Origin of the sequence: Intestinimonas massiliensis (ex Afouda et al. 2020), from assembly GCF_001244995.1 — a bacterium.
GTDB classification, from domain to species: Bacteria; Bacillota; Clostridia; order Oscillospirales; family Oscillospiraceae; genus Intestinimonas; species Intestinimonas massiliensis.
In genome coordinates this window covers 335,465-351,987 of record NZ_LN869528.1, presented here as the reverse complement: position 1 = coordinate 351,987, position 16,523 = coordinate 335,465, and the positions used below count along the sequence as shown (strand labels likewise).

18 protein-coding genes and 1 riboswitch are annotated in these 16,523 nt (G+C 64.5%); of the genes, 13 read left to right on the top strand and 5 right to left on the bottom strand.

The window, feature by feature from the left end:
* The 12 genes from secY to BN2154_RS01860 all read left to right on the top strand — a co-directional run bounded on the left by secY (nt 1) and on the right by BN2154_RS01860 (nt 7,864).
* On the top strand, nt 1–1,371 hold the full coding sequence (gene secY / locus BN2154_RS01915; protein ID WP_050617181.1) for a preprotein translocase subunit SecY: 1,371 nt from the start codon (nt 1–3) through the stop codon (nt 1,369–1,371).
* A gap of 15 nt (nt 1,372–1,386) precedes the next feature.
* A complete protein-coding gene (locus tag BN2154_RS01910) occupies nt 1,387–2,028 on the top strand; it encodes an adenylate kinase (RefSeq protein WP_050617180.1) in 642 nt (213 codons plus the stop codon).
* A 2-nt stretch (nt 2,029–2,030) separates the two neighbouring features.
* Nucleotides 2,031–2,795, top strand: a complete 765-nt coding sequence (gene map, locus BN2154_RS01905) for a type I methionyl aminopeptidase (protein ID WP_050617594.1) — start codon at nt 2,031–2,033, stop codon at nt 2,793–2,795.
* Entirely contained in the window at nt 2,788–3,072 is a 285-nt protein-coding gene (locus BN2154_RS01900; RefSeq protein WP_050617179.1) for a KOW domain-containing RNA-binding protein, read from the top strand. Before map ends, BN2154_RS01900 begins: the two co-directional genes overlap by 8 nt.
* Nucleotides 3,073–3,074: 2 nt before the next feature.
* Nucleotides 3,075–3,293, top strand: coding sequence for a translation initiation factor IF-1 (gene infA / locus BN2154_RS01895; protein WP_050617178.1), 219 nt, complete (start codon nt 3,075–3,077; stop codon nt 3,291–3,293).
* Between the two features lie 87 nt (nt 3,294–3,380).
* A complete protein-coding gene (rpmJ, locus tag BN2154_RS01890; RefSeq protein WP_006573428.1) occupies nt 3,381–3,494 on the top strand; it encodes a 50S ribosomal protein L36 in 114 nt (37 codons plus the stop codon).
* An 18-nt stretch (nt 3,495–3,512) separates the two neighbouring features.
* Entirely contained in the window at nt 3,513–3,881 is a 369-nt protein-coding gene (rpsM, locus tag BN2154_RS01885; protein ID WP_050617177.1) for a 30S ribosomal protein S13, read from the top strand.
* Between the two features lie 16 nt (nt 3,882–3,897).
* On the top strand, nt 3,898–4,299 hold the full coding sequence (rpsK, locus tag BN2154_RS01880) for a 30S ribosomal protein S11 (protein ID WP_050617176.1): 402 nt from the start codon (nt 3,898–3,900) through the stop codon (nt 4,297–4,299).
* Between the two features lie 18 nt (nt 4,300–4,317).
* Nucleotides 4,318–4,947 carry a 30S ribosomal protein S4 gene (gene rpsD, locus BN2154_RS01875; protein ID WP_050617175.1) on the top strand — a complete coding sequence of 210 codons (630 nt, stop codon included), beginning with the start codon at nt 4,318–4,320 and terminating at the stop codon, nt 4,945–4,947.
* Nucleotides 4,948–5,083: 136 nt separating this feature from the next.
* The gene (locus BN2154_RS01870) at nt 5,084–6,034 is read left to right on the top strand and encodes a DNA-directed RNA polymerase subunit alpha (protein WP_050617174.1); all 951 of its coding nucleotides are present in this window, start codon (nt 5,084–5,086) and stop codon (nt 6,032–6,034) included.
* 189 nt (nt 6,035–6,223) lie between these two features.
* Nucleotides 6,224–6,565 carry a 50S ribosomal protein L17 gene (rplQ, locus tag BN2154_RS01865; RefSeq protein ID WP_050617173.1) on the top strand — a complete coding sequence of 114 codons (342 nt, stop codon included), beginning with the start codon at nt 6,224–6,226 and terminating at the stop codon, nt 6,563–6,565.
* Nucleotides 6,566–6,697: 132 nt separating this feature from the next.
* The gene (locus BN2154_RS01860; RefSeq protein ID WP_050617172.1) at nt 6,698–7,864 is read left to right on the top strand and encodes an aminotransferase class I/II-fold pyridoxal phosphate-dependent enzyme; all 1,167 of its coding nucleotides are present in this window, start codon (nt 6,698–6,700) and stop codon (nt 7,862–7,864) included.
* Between the two features lie 97 nt (nt 7,865–7,961).
* Here BN2154_RS01860 and BN2154_RS01855 read toward each other — a convergent pair whose 3' ends face one another.
* From BN2154_RS01855 to BN2154_RS01835, 5 genes are all read right to left on the bottom strand, one after another.
* The gene (locus tag BN2154_RS01855) at nt 7,962–10,607 is read right to left on the bottom strand and encodes an ATP-binding cassette domain-containing protein (RefSeq protein ID WP_050617171.1); all 2,646 of its coding nucleotides are present in this window, start codon (nt 10,605–10,607) and stop codon (nt 7,962–7,964) included.
* On the bottom strand, nt 10,580–11,482 hold the full coding sequence (locus BN2154_RS01850) for an energy-coupling factor transporter transmembrane component T (RefSeq protein ID WP_050617170.1): 903 nt from the start codon (nt 11,480–11,482) through the stop codon (nt 10,580–10,582). Before BN2154_RS01850 ends, BN2154_RS01855 begins: the two co-directional genes overlap by 28 nt.
* Before the next feature lie 50 nt (nt 11,483–11,532).
* Nucleotides 11,533–12,396, bottom strand: a complete 864-nt coding sequence (locus BN2154_RS01845; RefSeq protein ID WP_050617169.1) for a DUF4430 domain-containing protein — start codon at nt 12,394–12,396, stop codon at nt 11,533–11,535.
* 10 nt (nt 12,397–12,406) lie between these two features.
* Nucleotides 12,407–14,062 (bottom strand): S-layer homology domain-containing protein, encoded by a 1,656-nt coding sequence (locus BN2154_RS01840; RefSeq protein WP_050617168.1) that lies wholly within the window; start codon nt 14,060–14,062, stop codon nt 12,407–12,409.
* A 105-nt stretch (nt 14,063–14,167) separates the two neighbouring features.
* Nucleotides 14,168–14,405: riboswitch (cobalamin riboswitch) on the bottom strand.
* Nucleotides 14,406–14,610: 205 nt separating this feature from the next.
* Entirely contained in the window at nt 14,611–15,015 is a 405-nt protein-coding gene (locus BN2154_RS01835) for a hypothetical protein (protein WP_050617167.1), read from the bottom strand.
* A gap of 312 nt (nt 15,016–15,327) precedes the next feature.
* On the opposite strand from BN2154_RS01835, the gene BN2154_RS01830 reads away from it, so the two are divergent.
* On the top strand, nt 15,328–16,464 hold the full coding sequence (locus BN2154_RS01830; protein ID WP_050617166.1) for a galactose ABC transporter substrate-binding protein: 1,137 nt from the start codon (nt 15,328–15,330) through the stop codon (nt 16,462–16,464).
* The last annotated feature ends 59 nt before the right edge of the window (nt 16,465–16,523 follow it).

Sequence of the window (16,523 nt, the reverse complement as noted above, 5' to 3'; positions counted from 1 at the left end):
GTGATCCAGACCATCAAAAACGCCTGGAAAATTGAAGAGCTGCGCAAGAAGATCCTTTTCACCGTCTTTGCTCTGCTGATTTTCCGGCTGGGTTCCGCCGTGCCCGTGCCCTTCGTGGACACCCAGGCGCTGGGGACCTATCTGGATAGTATGAGCGGCACCATTTTCGGCCTGATGAACGCCATGAGCGGCGGCAGCTTCAGTACGGCAACGGTATTCGCACTGTCCATCCAGCCCTATATCAACAGCTCCATCATCATCCAGCTCCTCACCGTCGCCATCCCCGCCCTGGAGCGTCTCCAGAAGGACGGCGGCGAGGAGGGCCGGAAGAAGATTGCGGCCATCACCCGCTACACCACCGTGGGTATTGCACTGCTTCAGGGCTTCGGCTACTACACCCTCATCAAGGCCAACGGCCTGCTGGACCTGGGCGACATGAACGGCGTTTGGGCCGGTGTGGTCATCGTGGCGTCCTTCGTGGCCGGCTCCGCCTTTATCATGTGGCTGGGTGAGCAGATCACCGAGTTCGGTATCGGCAACGGCATCTCCATCATCCTGTTCGCCGGTATCGTCTCCCGCGGTCCGTCCATGGTCATGAGCATGTATACCGGCGTCACCCGCTGGCTCAACCCTCTGACCACCGAGCAGATGAGCAGCCTGAACTGGACGGCGGAACAAATCGCCGCCTATCAGAAGAGCCTGCTGCACCCCGCCTTTATCCCTGTCATCATCATCGGCATGCTGGCCCTGATCGTCTTTATCGTCTTCATCCAGAATGCCGAGCGCCGCATCCCCGTCCAGTACGCCAAGCGCGTGGTGGGCCGGAAGATGTACGGCGGCCAGGCCAGCCACATCCCCATGAAGGTGAACATGTCCGGCGTGCTGCCCATCATCTTCGCCCAGTCCATCGCTGCGCTGCCGGCCACCATCGGCATGTTTGCCGGTAAGACCGTGGACAGCGAGGGCTTCTGGGGCGGCTTCCTGAAGCTGTTTGACACCAGCGGCGTGGCCTATATCATTATCTACTTCCTGCTGATCCTGGGCTTCAGCTACTTCTATTCCACCATCCAGTTCAACCCCATCGAGGTGGCCAACAACCTGAAGAAGAACGGCGGCTTCATCCCCGGCTTCCGGCCGGGCAAGCCCACCGCCGACTTTATTCAAAAGGTGCTCAACAAGATCACCCTGTTCGGGGCGTTGTATCTGTCCGTCATCGCCATCCTGCCCATCGTGACCGGTAATATCTTCGGTTACAGCAACCTGGCCATCGGCGGCACCTCCATCATCATCGTCGTGGGCGTGGCTCTCGAGACCGTGAAGGCCATGGAGGCCCAGATGCTGATGCGCCACTACAAGGGCTTTTTGGAGTAAGGAGGTGCTGGGGGAATGAAACTGATTCTGCTGGGACCTCCAGGCGCCGGAAAAGGCACCCAGGCCGAGATCCTCTCCAAGGATTTGGCCATCCCGACCATCTCCACCGGAAACATCCTCCGGGCCGCCGTCAAGGCGGGCACGCCCATCGGCCGGAAGGCCAAGGCCTTCATGGACGCGGGCAAGCTGGTCCCCGATGCGGTCATCATCGGAATCATCCGGGAGCGGCTGGAAGAGGCGGACTGCGCCAATGGCTTTATCCTGGACGGGGTGCCCCGCACCATCGCCCAGGCCGAGGCTCTGGAGGAGGCCGGCGTCCTCTTTGACGCTGTCATCTCCCTGGAGGTCTCCGACGAGGCCATTGTCAAGCGCATGGACGGCCGCCGGGTCTGCACCCACTGTGGTACCCCCTTCCATGTGGAAACCAAGCCTCCCAAGGCCGAGGGCGTCTGTGATGCCTGCGGCGGCGCCCTCATCGAGCGCGACGACGACAAGCCGGAGACGGTACGCGCCCGGCTGACGGTCTACCACGAGGAGACCGAGCCTTTGAAGCACTTCTATGAGAAGCGCGGCAAGCTCCGCACCGTGCCCGGCGATCTGGGCACCATTGAGGAGACGACGAAGGCCATCGAAAGGGCTCTGGAGGCCGCCCATTGAACATGATTTCCTTAAAATCCCCCCGCGAGATCGAGCTGATGCGCCGGGCCGGCGCCCTGACGGCTCAGGCCCGTGCGCTGGCCGGCTCCATGGTCGAACCGGGTGTCACCACCCTGGAGATTGACCACGCCGTCCGGGACTTTATCCGTTCCCACGGGGCAGAGCCCTCCTTTCTGAATTATGGGGGCTATCCCGGCTCCGCCTGCATCTCCATCAACGATGTGGTCATCCACGGCATTCCGGACCACCGGAAGCTGATGGAGGGCGATATCGTCAGCGTGGACGTGGGCGCCTATCTGGAGGGCTTCCACGGCGACTGCTGCGCCACCTTCCCCTGCGGCAAGGTGAGCGACGCGGCCATGGACCTGATCCAGGTCACTCGCCAGAGCTTCTTTGAGGGGCTCAAAATGGCGCGGCAGGGCAATCGGGTCTCCGACATTTCCCACGCGGTGCAGCAGTATGTGGAAAAGCATGGCTACTCCGTGGTGCGGGACTTCGTGGGCCACGGCGTGGGCGCCAAGCTCCACGAGCCCCCGGAGGTCCCCAACTTCGGACCCGCGGGACACGGGGCCAGGCTGCTGCCGGGTATGGTCATCGCGGTGGAGCCCATGGTGAATGCCGGCGACTGGCCGGTCCGGGTCCTGAAGGACAAGTGGACCACCGTCACCGTGGACGGCTCGCTGGCCGCCCATTACGAGAACACCATCCTCATCACCGAGGGAGAGCCGGAGCTGCTCACCCCCATCGGAGACAGCCCTTATGTATGACGTGGGGCAGATCGTCCGCTCCCTGGCCGGGCACGACAAACAGGGGCTCTTCTGCGTGATCGGCGCGCAGGGGGAGCACCTGCTGCTGGCCGACGGAAAGCGGCGCAGAGTGGCGTCGCCCAAGCGCAAAAAGTGCGGCCATGTGTCGCCGCTGGGCGCATCCGGGCATCCGGCCGTCCAGAAGCTGAAGAGCGGCCAGCCGGTGTCCGACCGGGAGCTGCGGAGGGCGCTGGGCGCCTTCCGGGACGAGTTAGGTAGAGACCAAGGAGGGAATTAGGCTTGGCAAAAAGCGACATGATCGAGCTGGAAGGTGTCGTCACCGAGGCTCTGCCCAACACCACCTTCCATGTGGACATCGGAAACGGGCACATCATCCTGGCCCACATCTCTGGAAAACTCCGCATGAATTTTATTCGAATTCTGCCTGGGGACAAGGTAACGGTGCAGATGTCGCCGTATGATCTGACCCGGGGCCGGATCACCTGGCGGTCGAAATAAGACCGCTGACGACCCAAAAACGACCGGCGGCACAGGGCCTTGCCCGCTGACCGCCGGGGCCATCAAGGCATTCAGGAGGTTTATGACATGAAAGTTAGACCGTCCGTGAAGCCCATGTGCGAGAAGTGCAAGATCATCAAGCGCAAGGGCAAAGTCATGGTCATTTGCGAAAACCCCAAGCACAAGCAGAGACAAGGTTAAAGGAGGCGCTGAAGAAATATGGCACGTATTGCCGGCATTGACCTGCCGAAGGATAAGAGAGTCGAGATCGGCCTCACCTATATCTACGGCATCGGGCGCACCAGCGCCAACAAAATCCTGAAGGAAGCCGGGATCAATCCCGACACCCGGGTAAAAGACCTGACCGACGCCGACGAGGCGAAGCTGCGCGAGGTCATCGCCAACAGCTATACCGTGGAGGGCGACCTGCGCCGCGACGTGGCGATGGACATTAAGCGCCTGACCGAGATTGGCTGCTACCGCGGCATCCGTCACCGCAAGGGCCTGCCGGTCCGCGGCCAGCGCAGCAAGACCAACGCCCGTACCCGCAAGGGTCCGAAGCGCACGGTTGCCAACAAGAAGAAGTAAGGGAGGGATATGAACAATGGCTGCGAATACCAAGGGCAAAAAAGTGGTGCGTAAGCGCCGCGAGCGTAAGAATATCGAGAAGGGCGCCGTGCATATCCGCTCTTCCTTCAATAACACCATGGTCACTGTGACCGACACCCAGGGCAACGCCCTGAGCTGGGCCTCCTCCGGCGGCCTGGGCTTCCGCGGCTCCCGGAAATCCACCCCCTTCGCCGCCCAGACGGCTGCTGAGACTGCCGCCAAGGCCGCGATGGAGCATGGACTCAAGAGCGTGGAAGTGTACGTGAAGGGCCCCGGTTCCGGCCGTGAGGCCGCGATCCGCGCGCTGCAGGCCGTGGGCCTGGAAGTCACCCTCATCAAGGACGTGACGCCCATCCCCCACAATGGCTGCCGCCCGCCCAAGCGCCGCCGCGTCTGATTTAGAGGAGGTAAGAATATGGCAAGAGATACCGGAGCGGTCTGCCGCAAGTGCCGTCGGGAAGGCCAGAAGCTGTTCCTGAAGGGCGACCGCTGCTATACCGACAAGTGCGCCGTTGAGCGCCGCCCCTTCGCGCCCGGCCAGCACGGCAACGCGAGGAACAAGAAGATGAGCGAGTACGGCATGCAGCTTCGTGAGAAGCAGAAGGCCCGCCGCTACTACGGCGTGCTGGAGAGCCAGTTCCGCAAGTACTATGAGATGGCCAACGCCAAGAAGGGCGTCACCGGCGAGAACCTGCTGTCCATTCTGGAGACCCGTCTGGACAACGTGATCTACCGCCTGGGCTTCGCCATGAGCCGGCCCGAGGCCCGTCAGCTCGTCCGTCACGGCCACTTCACCATCAACGGCAAGAAGGTGGATATCCCCTCCTACCTGGTGAAGCCCGGCGAAGTCATCGCTCTGAAGGATTCCAGCCGCAGTCTGGATAAGTTCAAGGGCTCCCTGGAGGCCAACGGCTCCCGTCCCGCTCCCAAGTGGCTCGATTTTGACCAGAATACGCTCACGGCCAAGGTGGTGGCCTTCCCCGCACGGGAGGACATCGACCTGCCCATCGAGGAGCATCTGATCGTCGAGTTGTATTCCAAGTAATCCTTAATACCCTCGACTCATGGAAGCGAGGGGCCGCCGCCTGCGGGCCGGCGTCCAAAACCGGCCCGGCGGCCCCGTGAATGACGATACGGCGGATGCACCCGTCCGCCGCCGCAACAAGGAGGGTAACTATCACATGGTAGAAATCGAAAAGCCGCGCATCGAATGCGTGGAGAATCCCGGTGACGGCTCCTACGGCAAGTACGTGGTCGAGCCCCTGGAGCGCGGCTATGGCACGACTCTGGGCAACTCCCTGCGCCGCATCCTGCTCTCGTCTCTGCCCGGTACCGCGGTCACCTCCATCAAGATCGCCGGTATCCAGCATGAGTTCTCCACCATCCCTGGTGTAAAGGAAGACGTGACGGAGATCGTCCTCAACGTGAAAGGCATCATCGCCAAGCTGCACTCCGAGGGCGTGAAGACGGTGTATATCGAGATGAGCGGCGAGGGTGAGGTCACGGCCGGCGACATCAAGGCGGACGGAGAGGTGGAGGTGCTCAACCCCACCCACCACATCGCCACCCTGGGTCCCGACGCCACCCTCAACATGGAGCTCACCCTGTCCCACGGTCGGGGCTATGTCCCCGCCGACCGGAACAAGCCCGCCCAGACCATCATCGGGCTCATCCCGGTGGACTCCATCTACACCCCCGTCAAGAAGGTCAACTACACGGTGGAGAACACCCGCGTGGGCGACCTGACCGACTTCGACAAGCTGACGCTGGAGGTGTGGACCAACGGCACCATCACGGCCCGGGATGCCGTGAGCCTCGGTGCCCGCATCCTGTGCGACCACTTCATGCTGTTCACCGACCTGAGCGAGACCATGGGCAACAAATCCACCGTGGTGGAGAAGGCCGAGGCGCAGCGCGACAAGGTGCTGGAGCTGACCATCGAAGAGCTGGATCTGTCGGTCCGGTCCTTCAACTGCCTCAAGCGGGCCAACATCAACACGGTGGAGGACCTGATCTCCAAGACCGAGGACGAGATGATGAAGGTGCGCAATCTGGGCCGGAAGAGCCTGGAAGAGGTCATCAACAAGCTGGCTATGATGGGCCTGTCCCTGGCCAGCGACGAGAACAACTGACAGAGGCTTCCGGGCGGCGGTTCCGTCGCTCAGGAGCGCAGAAGAGCAGTCCGGGGGCATGTAACGTCCCCTCCCGGACACGGCCCGTCCGATGCCGCCCGTCCGGGCGGCGCTCTTCCGAGGGAAGGACCCTCAGGACGAATTTACGATGGATTTCGCCGCGCGAAATGCCTATAGGAGTTGAGTCAAATGTCCGGATACCGCAAGCTGGGCAAGCCGACCGATCAGCGGAAGGCGATGCTGCGCGCCATGGTGACCTACCTGCTGGAGAACGGTCAGATCAAGACCACCGTTACCCGTGCCAGGGAAGTGGCCCCCATGACCGAGAAGATGATTACCCTGGCCAAGAAGAATAACCTGGCCACCTACCGTCAAGCTCTGGCCTTCATCACCAAGGAGGACGTGGCCAAGAAGCTGTTTGACGAGATCGGCCCAAAGTATGCTGACCGTGACGGCGGCTACACCCGTATCGTCAAGATCGGCCCCCGCCGCGGCGACGCCGCTGAGATGGCCATCATCCAGTTGGTGTAAGCCTTCCAGAGCGCAAGCGCCCCCACCGCGCCCCAGGCTGCGGCGGGGGCCTTTTTGTACCACTGCCATTGCAAAGGCAGGGAAAAAGTGCTAAGATGGAGGAAAATTTTGAGATATGGAGTGCAGGGGACAATGGAATTTGCAAAACGGATGGAGCGCTTCGAGACCGGCATCTTTTCCAAGCTGCTGGACCTGAAGAGCGCCCGACTGGCGGCGGGCGGCACGGTAGTGGATATGAGCATCGGCGCGCCCAATCTGGCGCCGGCGGAGCACGTGATGCGGGCCTTGGCCGACGCAGCCATGGACCCCAAAAACTACATCTACGCCATTCAGGATCTGAATGAGCTGCATCAGGCGGTGGCGGCCTGGTATCAGCGGCGCTACGGGGTGACGCTGGACCCGGCGGCGCAGATCACCTCGCTGCTGGGCTCCCAGGAGGGGCTGGCCCATATTGCGCTGACCCTGGCCGACGAGGGGGACGTGGTGCTGGTGCCCGACCCCTGCTACCCGGTCTTTGCCGACGGGCCCAAGCTGGCCGGGGCGGAGCTGCACTATATGCCGATGAAGCCGGAGAAGGACTTCGTCATCGACCTGCGGGATATCCCCACGGAGGTGGCCAAGCGGGCCAAGCTGATGGTGGTGTCCTACCCCAATAACCCCACTACGGCCATGGCTCCCGACGCCTTCTACCGCGACCTGATCGCCTTTGCCCGGGAGTACGGGATCGGCGTCCTCCACGACAACGCCTACAGTGAGCTGGTCTACGACGGGGCGCAGTGGGGCAGCTTCCTGCGTTTTGAGGGGGCTGCCGACGTGGGCGTGGAGTTCAATTCCCTCTCCAAGACCTACGCTCTGGCCGGGGCCCGGGTGGGCTTCTGCGTGGGCAATGCCGAGATGGTGGGACAGTTGGCCAAGCTGAAGTCCAATATGGACTACGGCATGTTCCTGCCCGTCCAGCGGGCGGCCATCGCCGCCATTACCGGAGATCAGAGCTGTGTGGAGACCACCCGGCGGGCCTATGAGGCGCGGCGCAACTACCTGTGCGACGGCCTGACCGCCCTGGGCTGGAACGTCCCCCGGTGTTCCTCCACCATGTTTGTGTGGGCCAAGATCCCGGAGGGATTTGGGGATTCCCAGCACTTTTGTGAGCAGCTCCTCCAGCGTACCGGCCTGCTGGTGACGCCGGGCAGCGCCTTCGGCCCCTCGGGAGAGGGCTATGTGCGCCTGGCCCTGGTGCGTACCGAGGCGGAGATGAAGCTGGCCCTGGACAACATCCGGGAAAGCCGTCTGCTGGTCTGAAAAAGCCAAGCCCCAGGGTCCCCGGAAAGGCATTGCCTTTCCGGGGACCCTGGGGCTTTATGGCCCTTTGGAGCGGCAGCCGCCGCTTTTTCCGGCCCTACTCCATCAGCCCGTACTTTACCTTGATGCGCTCCAGCTTTTCCAGCAAGGGTTCGGCGGCAAACCAGAGGAACAGGAAGGTGGCGATTGCCTGGATCAGGTCCATGGGAAAGCCGGAGAGGTAATAGGTCAGCAGGACCGCTCCATTGAGCGCCTGAGACCACAACAGGGCGGATACCGGGTTCATGATTCCGCCGTAGACCACGATGGCCGCCAGCGCGCCGAAGACGGCCAGCGAGACCCGGCTGCGGCGGAGCAGCCCCCTGCGGAACAGCAGGCCCGCCAGAAAGCCGATGATGCCCATGGCGAACATCTGATAGGGAGTCCACGGCCCCTGGGCGAAGAGAAGGTTGGACAGCAGCATGGTCATAGCTCCCACCAGGAAGCCGGCCTCCCCCCCGAAAGCCACGCCGGCCAGAATCGTAAGGGCCATCACCGGCTTGCACTGGGGCAGCATGAATAACGCCGCCCGGCCCGCCACGGCCACCGCGCAGAGCACTGCGATGACCACCAGCTCCCGGGCTTGGGGCTTTCTCCCCTCGAAGAGAAGGAAGAAGGGCGCCATACACTCCAGCAGGATCAGCAGGGAGATGAAGTAATACTTCTTGTTGTCCAGATAAAAAAGCCCCACGAAGAGGGTCACCGGGATCAGCAGCAGGATCATGACCGCCGCCGCCACAGTGCGCTTGGGGAGCCTGCGCCGCTCCCGCGGGACCTGGATGGGAACCACAGGGGGTGGGGCCCGGCGGCTGACCGCCAGGGTAAAGACCAGCAGAGCGGCCAGGAGAAGGGCGTCCAGCTTGAGATGGGTCATGCCGGCAGAGGAGGCCCCTGCCGCACCGATCAGGGCGGTCAGATCGGCCGCGCCCACGGCATTGCACAGCAGGAGCAGTGCAGCGGCGGCGGATACGGCGGCGATCAGCCGGCGCCACCAGGGCAGGGGCCCGGGCCGGTCGTCGGCGCTGTGTACGCCGGGGGGAGGAAGGGGCGGGGACGCCTCCGGCAGCTCCGGTTCCGGCGGCAGGGCGCCGCCGCAGGCGGCAATGACCTCCTCGGCGGTGACCGCCCCCGGCAGGCGGGCCCGGGCCATCCGGTTGGCGGCGGTGGTGTAGAAGCTGTTGCCGGAGAAAAATGCCCGGGGCGGGCCCTCTGTGACGATCGTCCCATCAAAAAACAGCGCGCAGCGGTGGGCGTAGCGGGCGCAGAACTCAATGTCGTGGCTGACCATAAGGACGGGCACCCCCCGGCGCAGGAGCCGCTGCAGGATCTCGGCCAGAGTCTGCTTAAACCCGGCGTCCAGCCCCTTGGTGGGCTCGTCCAGCAGCAGGACGTCCGGCTCCAGCAGCAGGATCTTGGCCAGAGCGGCCCGCTGCTGCTCGCCGCCGGAGAGGTCGTAGGGGTGCCGGTCCAGCAGCTCCTCCAGACGGCACAGCGTCACCGCACGGGCGACCTGCTCCTCCTGCGCGGCCCTGGGCAGCGGTCGGCCCTTCAGAAGCTCGAAAAGGTCCTCACGCACCGTCTTTTTCACAAACAGGGCCTGGGGGTTCTGGGGCAGTACGCCCAGCCGGCCCACCGTCTCCAGCTCCCCGCGGCAGGGCTGCAGCAGGCCGGAGAGCAGCTTCAGGCTGGTGGTCTTGCCGGTGCCGTTCCCCCCCAGCAGGGCCAAGAATTCCCCCCTCCGCACCGTAAGGGACAGGCCCTTCACCACGTCGGGCAGGTCCTTTTCATACTTGAACCACAGGTCCCGGGCGGTGATGGCGGCCTCCGGCGGATAGGCGTGCCGCTGCTCCTCCGGGAGCGCTCCCAGGGGGTGAGCGGCGGCGAAACGGCCCAGCCAGTCCCGTCCCTCCCGGACGGTGACGGGGCAGGGGGAGGAATCCCCCACCGCCGCCCAGATGCGCATGGGTGCGGGCATGGCCTGGAACATGGCGTGGCCGGCGTCCTTCAGGGCGGCGCCCACCTGGCTGGGGGTGCCGGTGCACAGGAGCCTGCCCCGGTCCAGCACCGCCACGCGGCCGGCCAGGGGGAAGGCATCTTCCAGCCGGTGCTCGGTGAGGAGAATGGTGGTGCCCAGCTCTCGGTTGATCTTGCCCAGAGTGGCCAGGAAATCGGCCGCGGCGATGGGGTCCAACTGACTGGTGGGCTCGTCGAGAATCAGCACAGAGGGCTGCATGGCCATGACCGAGGCCAGGTTCAAAAGCTGCTTCTGTCCGCCGGACAGCTCGGCTACGTTTTTGTAAAACCAGGTCTGGATACCGAAAAAGGAGGCCATTTCGGCCACCCGCCGGCGGATGGTGGGGGTGTCGTAGCCCAGGCTCTCCAGGCCGAAGGCCAGCTCATGCCACACCTTATCGGTGACGAGCTGGTTCTCCGGGGACTGGAGCACGAAGCCAATGCGCGCCGCCTGCTCCCGCTGGTCCAGCTCGTCCAGGGGGACGCCCTCAAAGCGGATCTCCCCCAGCCGGTGGCCATGGGGGGCCAGCACCGTCTTGAGCTGGCGCAGCAGGGTGGATTTGCCGCAGCCCGAAGGGCCGCACAGCACCCAAAATTCCCCCGACCGGACGGTCAGGTCCAGCCGGTCCAGGGCGGGGACCGCCTGCCCAGGGTAAAAGAAGGTCAGGTCATGGATCGCAAACGTGTCCACTGGCGATCCTCCCTTCGATCTATGATGACCGGCGTCAGGCACAAAAGCCCGAACGCCAGCAGCCCGGAGAGGCTCCAGCCGTCCCGGGGGGCCAGGCGGAAGGTGGGAAAGTAGCGGCAGGCAAAGCCGCCCGCCCCCCACATGGACAGGATATAGCCGCCCAGAGCCCCCAGCCACCAGAGGGCGGCCTGGTCCCGGTCGTCCAGACGATAGATGGAAAAGGCGGTTCGCCCCGGCAGACCGTAGCCCCGGCTCTTCATGCTGTCCGCCGTCTCGAGGGCGTTTTCCAGGCACCAGGTGAGCAGGATGGAGAGGATGGTCACCCCATTGCGCAGGCGCTGTAGGAGGCTGCCGTCCGACACGTCCCGCCCGACGCAGCGCTGGGCCTGAGACACCGCCCGGGCCTGGACCTGGAACCTGGGCACGAACCGCAGGGCCATGGAGAGGACCAGGGAGAGGGCGGGGATGACCCGCCCGAAGAGATAGACGAACTTGTCGGAAGTCATCACCGCCGTATAGCAGGAAAACCAAGTGACCACGGCGGAGAGCAGGGCGGCGGCAGCCAGGCCGTAGGCAATGCTCTCCAGCGTCAGGGGGTTGCCCGAGGGCAGGTAGGTCAGGATCGTGGCCCCCTGGTGGTTGAAGGCCGGATTGATGAGGGCGGCCAGCAGCGCCGCAGGCAGCAGGTAGCGCAGGCTGCGCCGCACCGCCCGGCGCCCGTTGAGGCAGACGGCGTACCGCAGGGCGGCGGCCAGGGAGAGCAGCAGGCAGGCCGGATGCAGAAAGCACATGGTAAAGAACAGCACCAGGCCGAAATAAAGAAAGTTCACCGCCGGGTGGTAGCTGGAAAAGGCATCTCTGGATTGCAAACGCATCAGTCCATTTCAAAAAGGCGGCGCGGGGGTCTGCCGCGCCGCCCGGTATGTTACGCCCCTCCGACGGAGGAGAGGGCACCTACGTCGGCGCCCAGGTCGCAGGTGTAGAGCCATTCCACCACATCCCCCTCCTGAAGCTGGTAGCGGGAGCAGCCGTAGTTGGGGAACCAGCCGTTGACCCGGTAGGTCCAGCCGGACCCCTCGCCGCAGTCAAATTCATAGAGGTTGTGGATGCCCTCGATGTAGGCGGAGTGATAAAGGGGTGTCTCTTCAAACTCCAGGTGGATCTTGGCCTGCTTCATCTCACGCTGGAGCAGGTTGAAGACGCTCTCTCCCTCGTAAAAGGTGACCTGGGTCTCCGGAAAGATCACGCCGTCCTCCGGCACCAGCTCGGCCTTCTCCGCGTCCAGCCAATCCAGGTGGTCCAGAATGGTGTCGCACCGGACCGAGAGGGTGCAGGTGTGGGCCACGTCGGAGAAAGCCGCGTCCTGGGGGTCCACCGGCTGGGGCTTTCCCTCCGGCGCCGGGGCGGCGAGCGACGGGTCCGTACCCCCCATGCCCTGGAGGACTGAGGCTCCCGCACCGGCGGAGGGAGGCGGCGTAAGGGGCGCGGGTGTCTGCATCGGTAGAGGTGCTGCGGGCATCTCCTCCGGCATCGGGGACACGGGGAGGGCTTCCGGGGGTTCCGCCGGCTCCGGCGTGACGGTGGGAGCTGTTGAGGGGGCAGGAGTGGGGCTGACAGACGGCGCTGGGAGGACCTCCGTCTGTGCCGCGCTGGCAGAGGGCGCCGCCGGAGCCTCCGGTGCCCAGCCCCGGCTGCCCGGCGCGTTGCCGCCCAGCCAGAAGGCGCCGGCCAGCACCGCCGCCAGGAGCACCAGGATCAGAATCTGCCGCTTAGATCGGTTCCACCACATGCTGTGCCTCCTATACGAGCAGTTCGGCCCGGTCCAGCATCCGGAAGAGCATCCGGGCGACCTCACAGCGCCGGATGGCCTCCGCGGGGCGGATCGCCAGGTCGGACGGGTCCAGAATGTTCTCCTGATAACAGAAGGCCAGGCTCTCCCGCGCCCACGCCGCCGTGGTGACATAGTCGGAGAAGGAGGCCAGCAGGCTGCGCACGGCGGCGGCGTCCAGCGCCGTATCCAGACCGCACAGTCCGGCGGCCCGGGCCACCATGACGGCGGCCTCCTGCCGGGAGAGGGTGCCGTCAGGCCGGAACTTGCCGTCGCCCACGCCGCTTACGATGCCGCGGCGGTAGGCGACGTCCACGTAGGGGGCATACCACGCCTCCGGAGCCACGTCGGAAAAGACGGTCTCCCCGCCGAGGGGGCCGGCAGCCAGGCCCAGGGCCCGCACCACGATGGTGGCAAACTCCGCCCGGGTCATGGCACCGTCGGGGCGGAACAGACCGTCGTCGCCGCCGGTGATGATGCCCCGGGCGGCCAGAGCCTCCACGGCAGCCCGGTCGGCATGACCGGAGAGGTCCGGGAAGGTGACGCCGGGGGCGGTGACCGGCTGGGGCCGTACCGCCGGGTCCCTGCCCGCCGGGCCGCCCTCCGGCGCAGAGCCCGACGTTCCGGCCGCAGGGGCCGCGTCACCCATGCGGTAGAGGCTGCTGCGGCCCTCCCGGGCCCGCTGGGCGGCGGCCAGACCGTAGAGCGCCTGCTCCGTGGCCATCTGGCTGGAGCCCGTGCCCGCGCCGGTGTGGACAAACCCGGCTCCCCTCCGGTAGAAGAGCAGCAGATTGTCCAGCAGAGTAGAGCCGTTTTTGACAAAGCGGGCGTCATCCAGAGGAAGCCCCAGCTCACACAGGGCCACCAGCACCTGCACTACGCTCTCCGAATTGCTGGTGCTCCAGCTTGCAAAGCCGCCCTGCCCGTCCTGCTGACCGGACAGACAGGCCAGAGCCTCCCGGGTGGCCGCGGCCACGGCCGGCTGGTCCTGGTATTTGGCCAGGGCCTGGAGCGCCGTGGCGGTGACATCCGGGTCGGAGCCCGCGCCGTCCTCCCCCGCCAGACTCCAGCCGCCGTCGGAGCGCTGGCGGTCCAGGATGTGGTCGAGATACATCTGGCGGGTGGCCTGGGTCTCCGCCGCGGGGTTTTCCGGCATGGGGTAGTCCCCGGAATCCAGGGCGATCAGAGCCCAAATGGGACCGTTGATTCCCTGCCAGACGGTCTTGTCGTAGTCGCCCAGGGGCAGCGTCAGGTCATAGCCCGCCACATCCCGGGCATCCCGGCCGATGGCGGTCAGGGCCAGGATGACCCGGGCATATTCGGTGTACTTCTTGTCGTGGAGGATGCCGTTCCGGGCCTTAACATAGGCCTCCACCGCGTCATAGTAGCTCTGGTAGTACCCCTCCGGCACCGCATAGCCGCTGCGGGCCAGGCCCAGCACCGCCCACTCTCCGCCGATGGAGCCCACCCGGGGCTCGGGTACGGCGGCGCAGACATACTGCGCGGTGTCCGCCAGGGCGGCCTCCAGAGCGTCGTCCGATCCGGCGGCCCAGACCGGATTGGCCAGGCAGATGACTGCCGCCAGGGCCAGCAGCAGGCTGAGCCCTCTCTGACTGAATCGTTTCATCCAATCGCTCCCCCTTCTGTCATCAAAAAACGGACGTGGTGAATCCTTTGATTCACCACGTCCGTCTGTTCGCGTGGGCCCCTGTCCCTCGGCGCGCGGCGCGCCTCCGGCTTCGAGCATCATAGGTCTTCCGGCTCGCGCCATCCGGAGGTCTGACCCTGGAAACCCTCCCCGTCTGTCGTTCCGCCTTCTCAGGTTTCCCCAATGACCGACTCACGTCACGAACGACAGCCTCAAGCGCATACGGCAACGGGCAATGCTCCGGACTTTCACCGGATTCCCTCATCCCCGGGCCTGCCTGAACGGCAGCTCCTACCCGAGGACATGATGCGGCATATCAAATTTGAAGATATCCAAAAAGGGTCCCGGCCTTTTCAGACGGGACCCTTTTGATTATACCGCAGGCAGAGGAAAAGTCAACCATGCATTTTCGGCCCCCCGTTCAAGTCATTCCGAACAGACGCGGGGCAGCTTCCCGTCCAGCCGGGACAAAAAAGGCCCGGGACGGCCATCGCCGGTCCGGGCCTTTTGCTCGGCGCGCCTCTGGCTCAGCGAAAGGCGAGGTAGTGGAACAGAGAGCCGCTGCCGTTGGAATTGCTGATGCTGGCCGAGCCGCCGACGTGGACGGAAAAGCCGCTGCCGGTGATGGCCAGCACCGTCGCCCCGGTGGGCAGGAGGACGGGGTGGTCCCGCAGGGCCAGGCCCCCGTAATAGTTGCTGCTGTCCTTGCTGGCGCCGGTATTGCGGAGCAGCAGCACCGCCGTGGGCGAGAAGCCCAATTCGATGATCCGCTCCGACTCCCCGTCCCCGGTGTAGGTCCCGGTCACGGCTTCCGCCTTGCTGAACACCTCCGTGTCGATCTTGGAGAAGTTCGCGTTAAACTCCTCCCGCAAAAAACTGTCCTCCGGCTCCCACTGGGAGAGCCCGTAATGCGCGGTCTGTCCGCTTGCCATGAAGCATCCCTCCTCACTCCCCGCGCGCCCGGCAGCAGGGTAGGACGAACGGGTACACTCTGAGGGCGCGCTATGCGGAACACGCGGAGGAATCCTTCGTTACATTCCACCAATATTAGGCAAAAACGACAAAAATGAAGAAACTTATGCACCGTAGTTGTCATGGAAGCAAAGTTTTTTCCTAGAAGAGCAAAGAATTTTCTATCGTCTTTTCCCGCCCGGCCGATTACAATAGAGGCGTCCCGGGGAAAGACGTTCCCCAGCGGATGGAACCCTGCAAAAAACGATATGTATCATTTAGGAGGAAAAACGATGAAGAAGAAACTTGCTCTTGTTCTTGCAGCCGTTCTCATGTTTGCCGCCTTCGCCGGCTGCTCCGGCAGCGGCTCCGGCAGCAGCGCCTCTCCCTCCCCCTCCGCCTCTGCTCCTGCGGAGAGCCAGCCCGCTCAGGCCGGTGAGCTGAACGTGGCCGTGTTCTACTACAACTACTCCGACGTGTACATCTCCAGCGTCCGCAACAATATGGACGAGATGCTGACCGCCCTGGGCGTCAACTACGACAACTTTGACGGCGCCGGCAACCAGTCCCAGCAGACCGACCAGATCAACACCGCGCTGGCCAATGGCGCCAACCTGCTGATCGTCAACATCGTGGAGACGTCCTCCCCGGACGCCGCCCAGAACGCTGTGAACGCCGCCAAGGACGCCGGCATTCCCATCATCTTCTTCAACCGCGAGGTCTCCGACGACGTGGTGAACAGCTATGACAAGTGCGCCTTCGTGGGCACCGACGCCCCCGAGGCCGGCCACATGCAGGGCAAGCTCATCGGCGAGTACCTGCTGGCGAACTATGAGGCCGTGGATCTGAACGGCGACGGCGTCATCTCCTATGTCATGTTCAAGGGCCAGGAGGGCAACGCCGAGGCCGAGGCCCGTACCCAGTTCGGCGTGGAGGATGCCGACACCGTCCTGACCGAGGCCGGCAAGCCCGCGCTGGCCTACTACGCCGGCGACGTGGATACCAAGTATCAGGTTGACCAGAACGGCGCCTGGTCCGCCGCCGCCGCCGTGGCTTACATGGACACCATCCTGGCCGAGTACTCTGAGGCCAACGGCAACATGGTCGAGCTGATCATTGCCAACAACGACGACATGGCACTGGGCGCCATCTCCTCCCTGCAGACCGCCGGCTACAACCTGGGCGACGGCAGCAGCAAGACCATCCCCGTCTTCGGCGTGGATGCCATCGCCTCCGCCAAGCAGGCCATCGACGAGGGCAAGATGACCGGCACCATCATGCAGGACGCCGCCGGCATGGCCGAGACCATTACCACCCTGGTGGGCAACATCAAGGACGGCGCCGCCCTGATGGACAACACCGGCGACCTGAACGTGGACGAGGGCGTGGCCAAGATCCGTGTGCCCTACGGCGTGTACACCGCCGAATAAGGCAGACCCGGATACAAAACAGTACGCATCGCCCCAACCGAACACACCAACGGACGAGC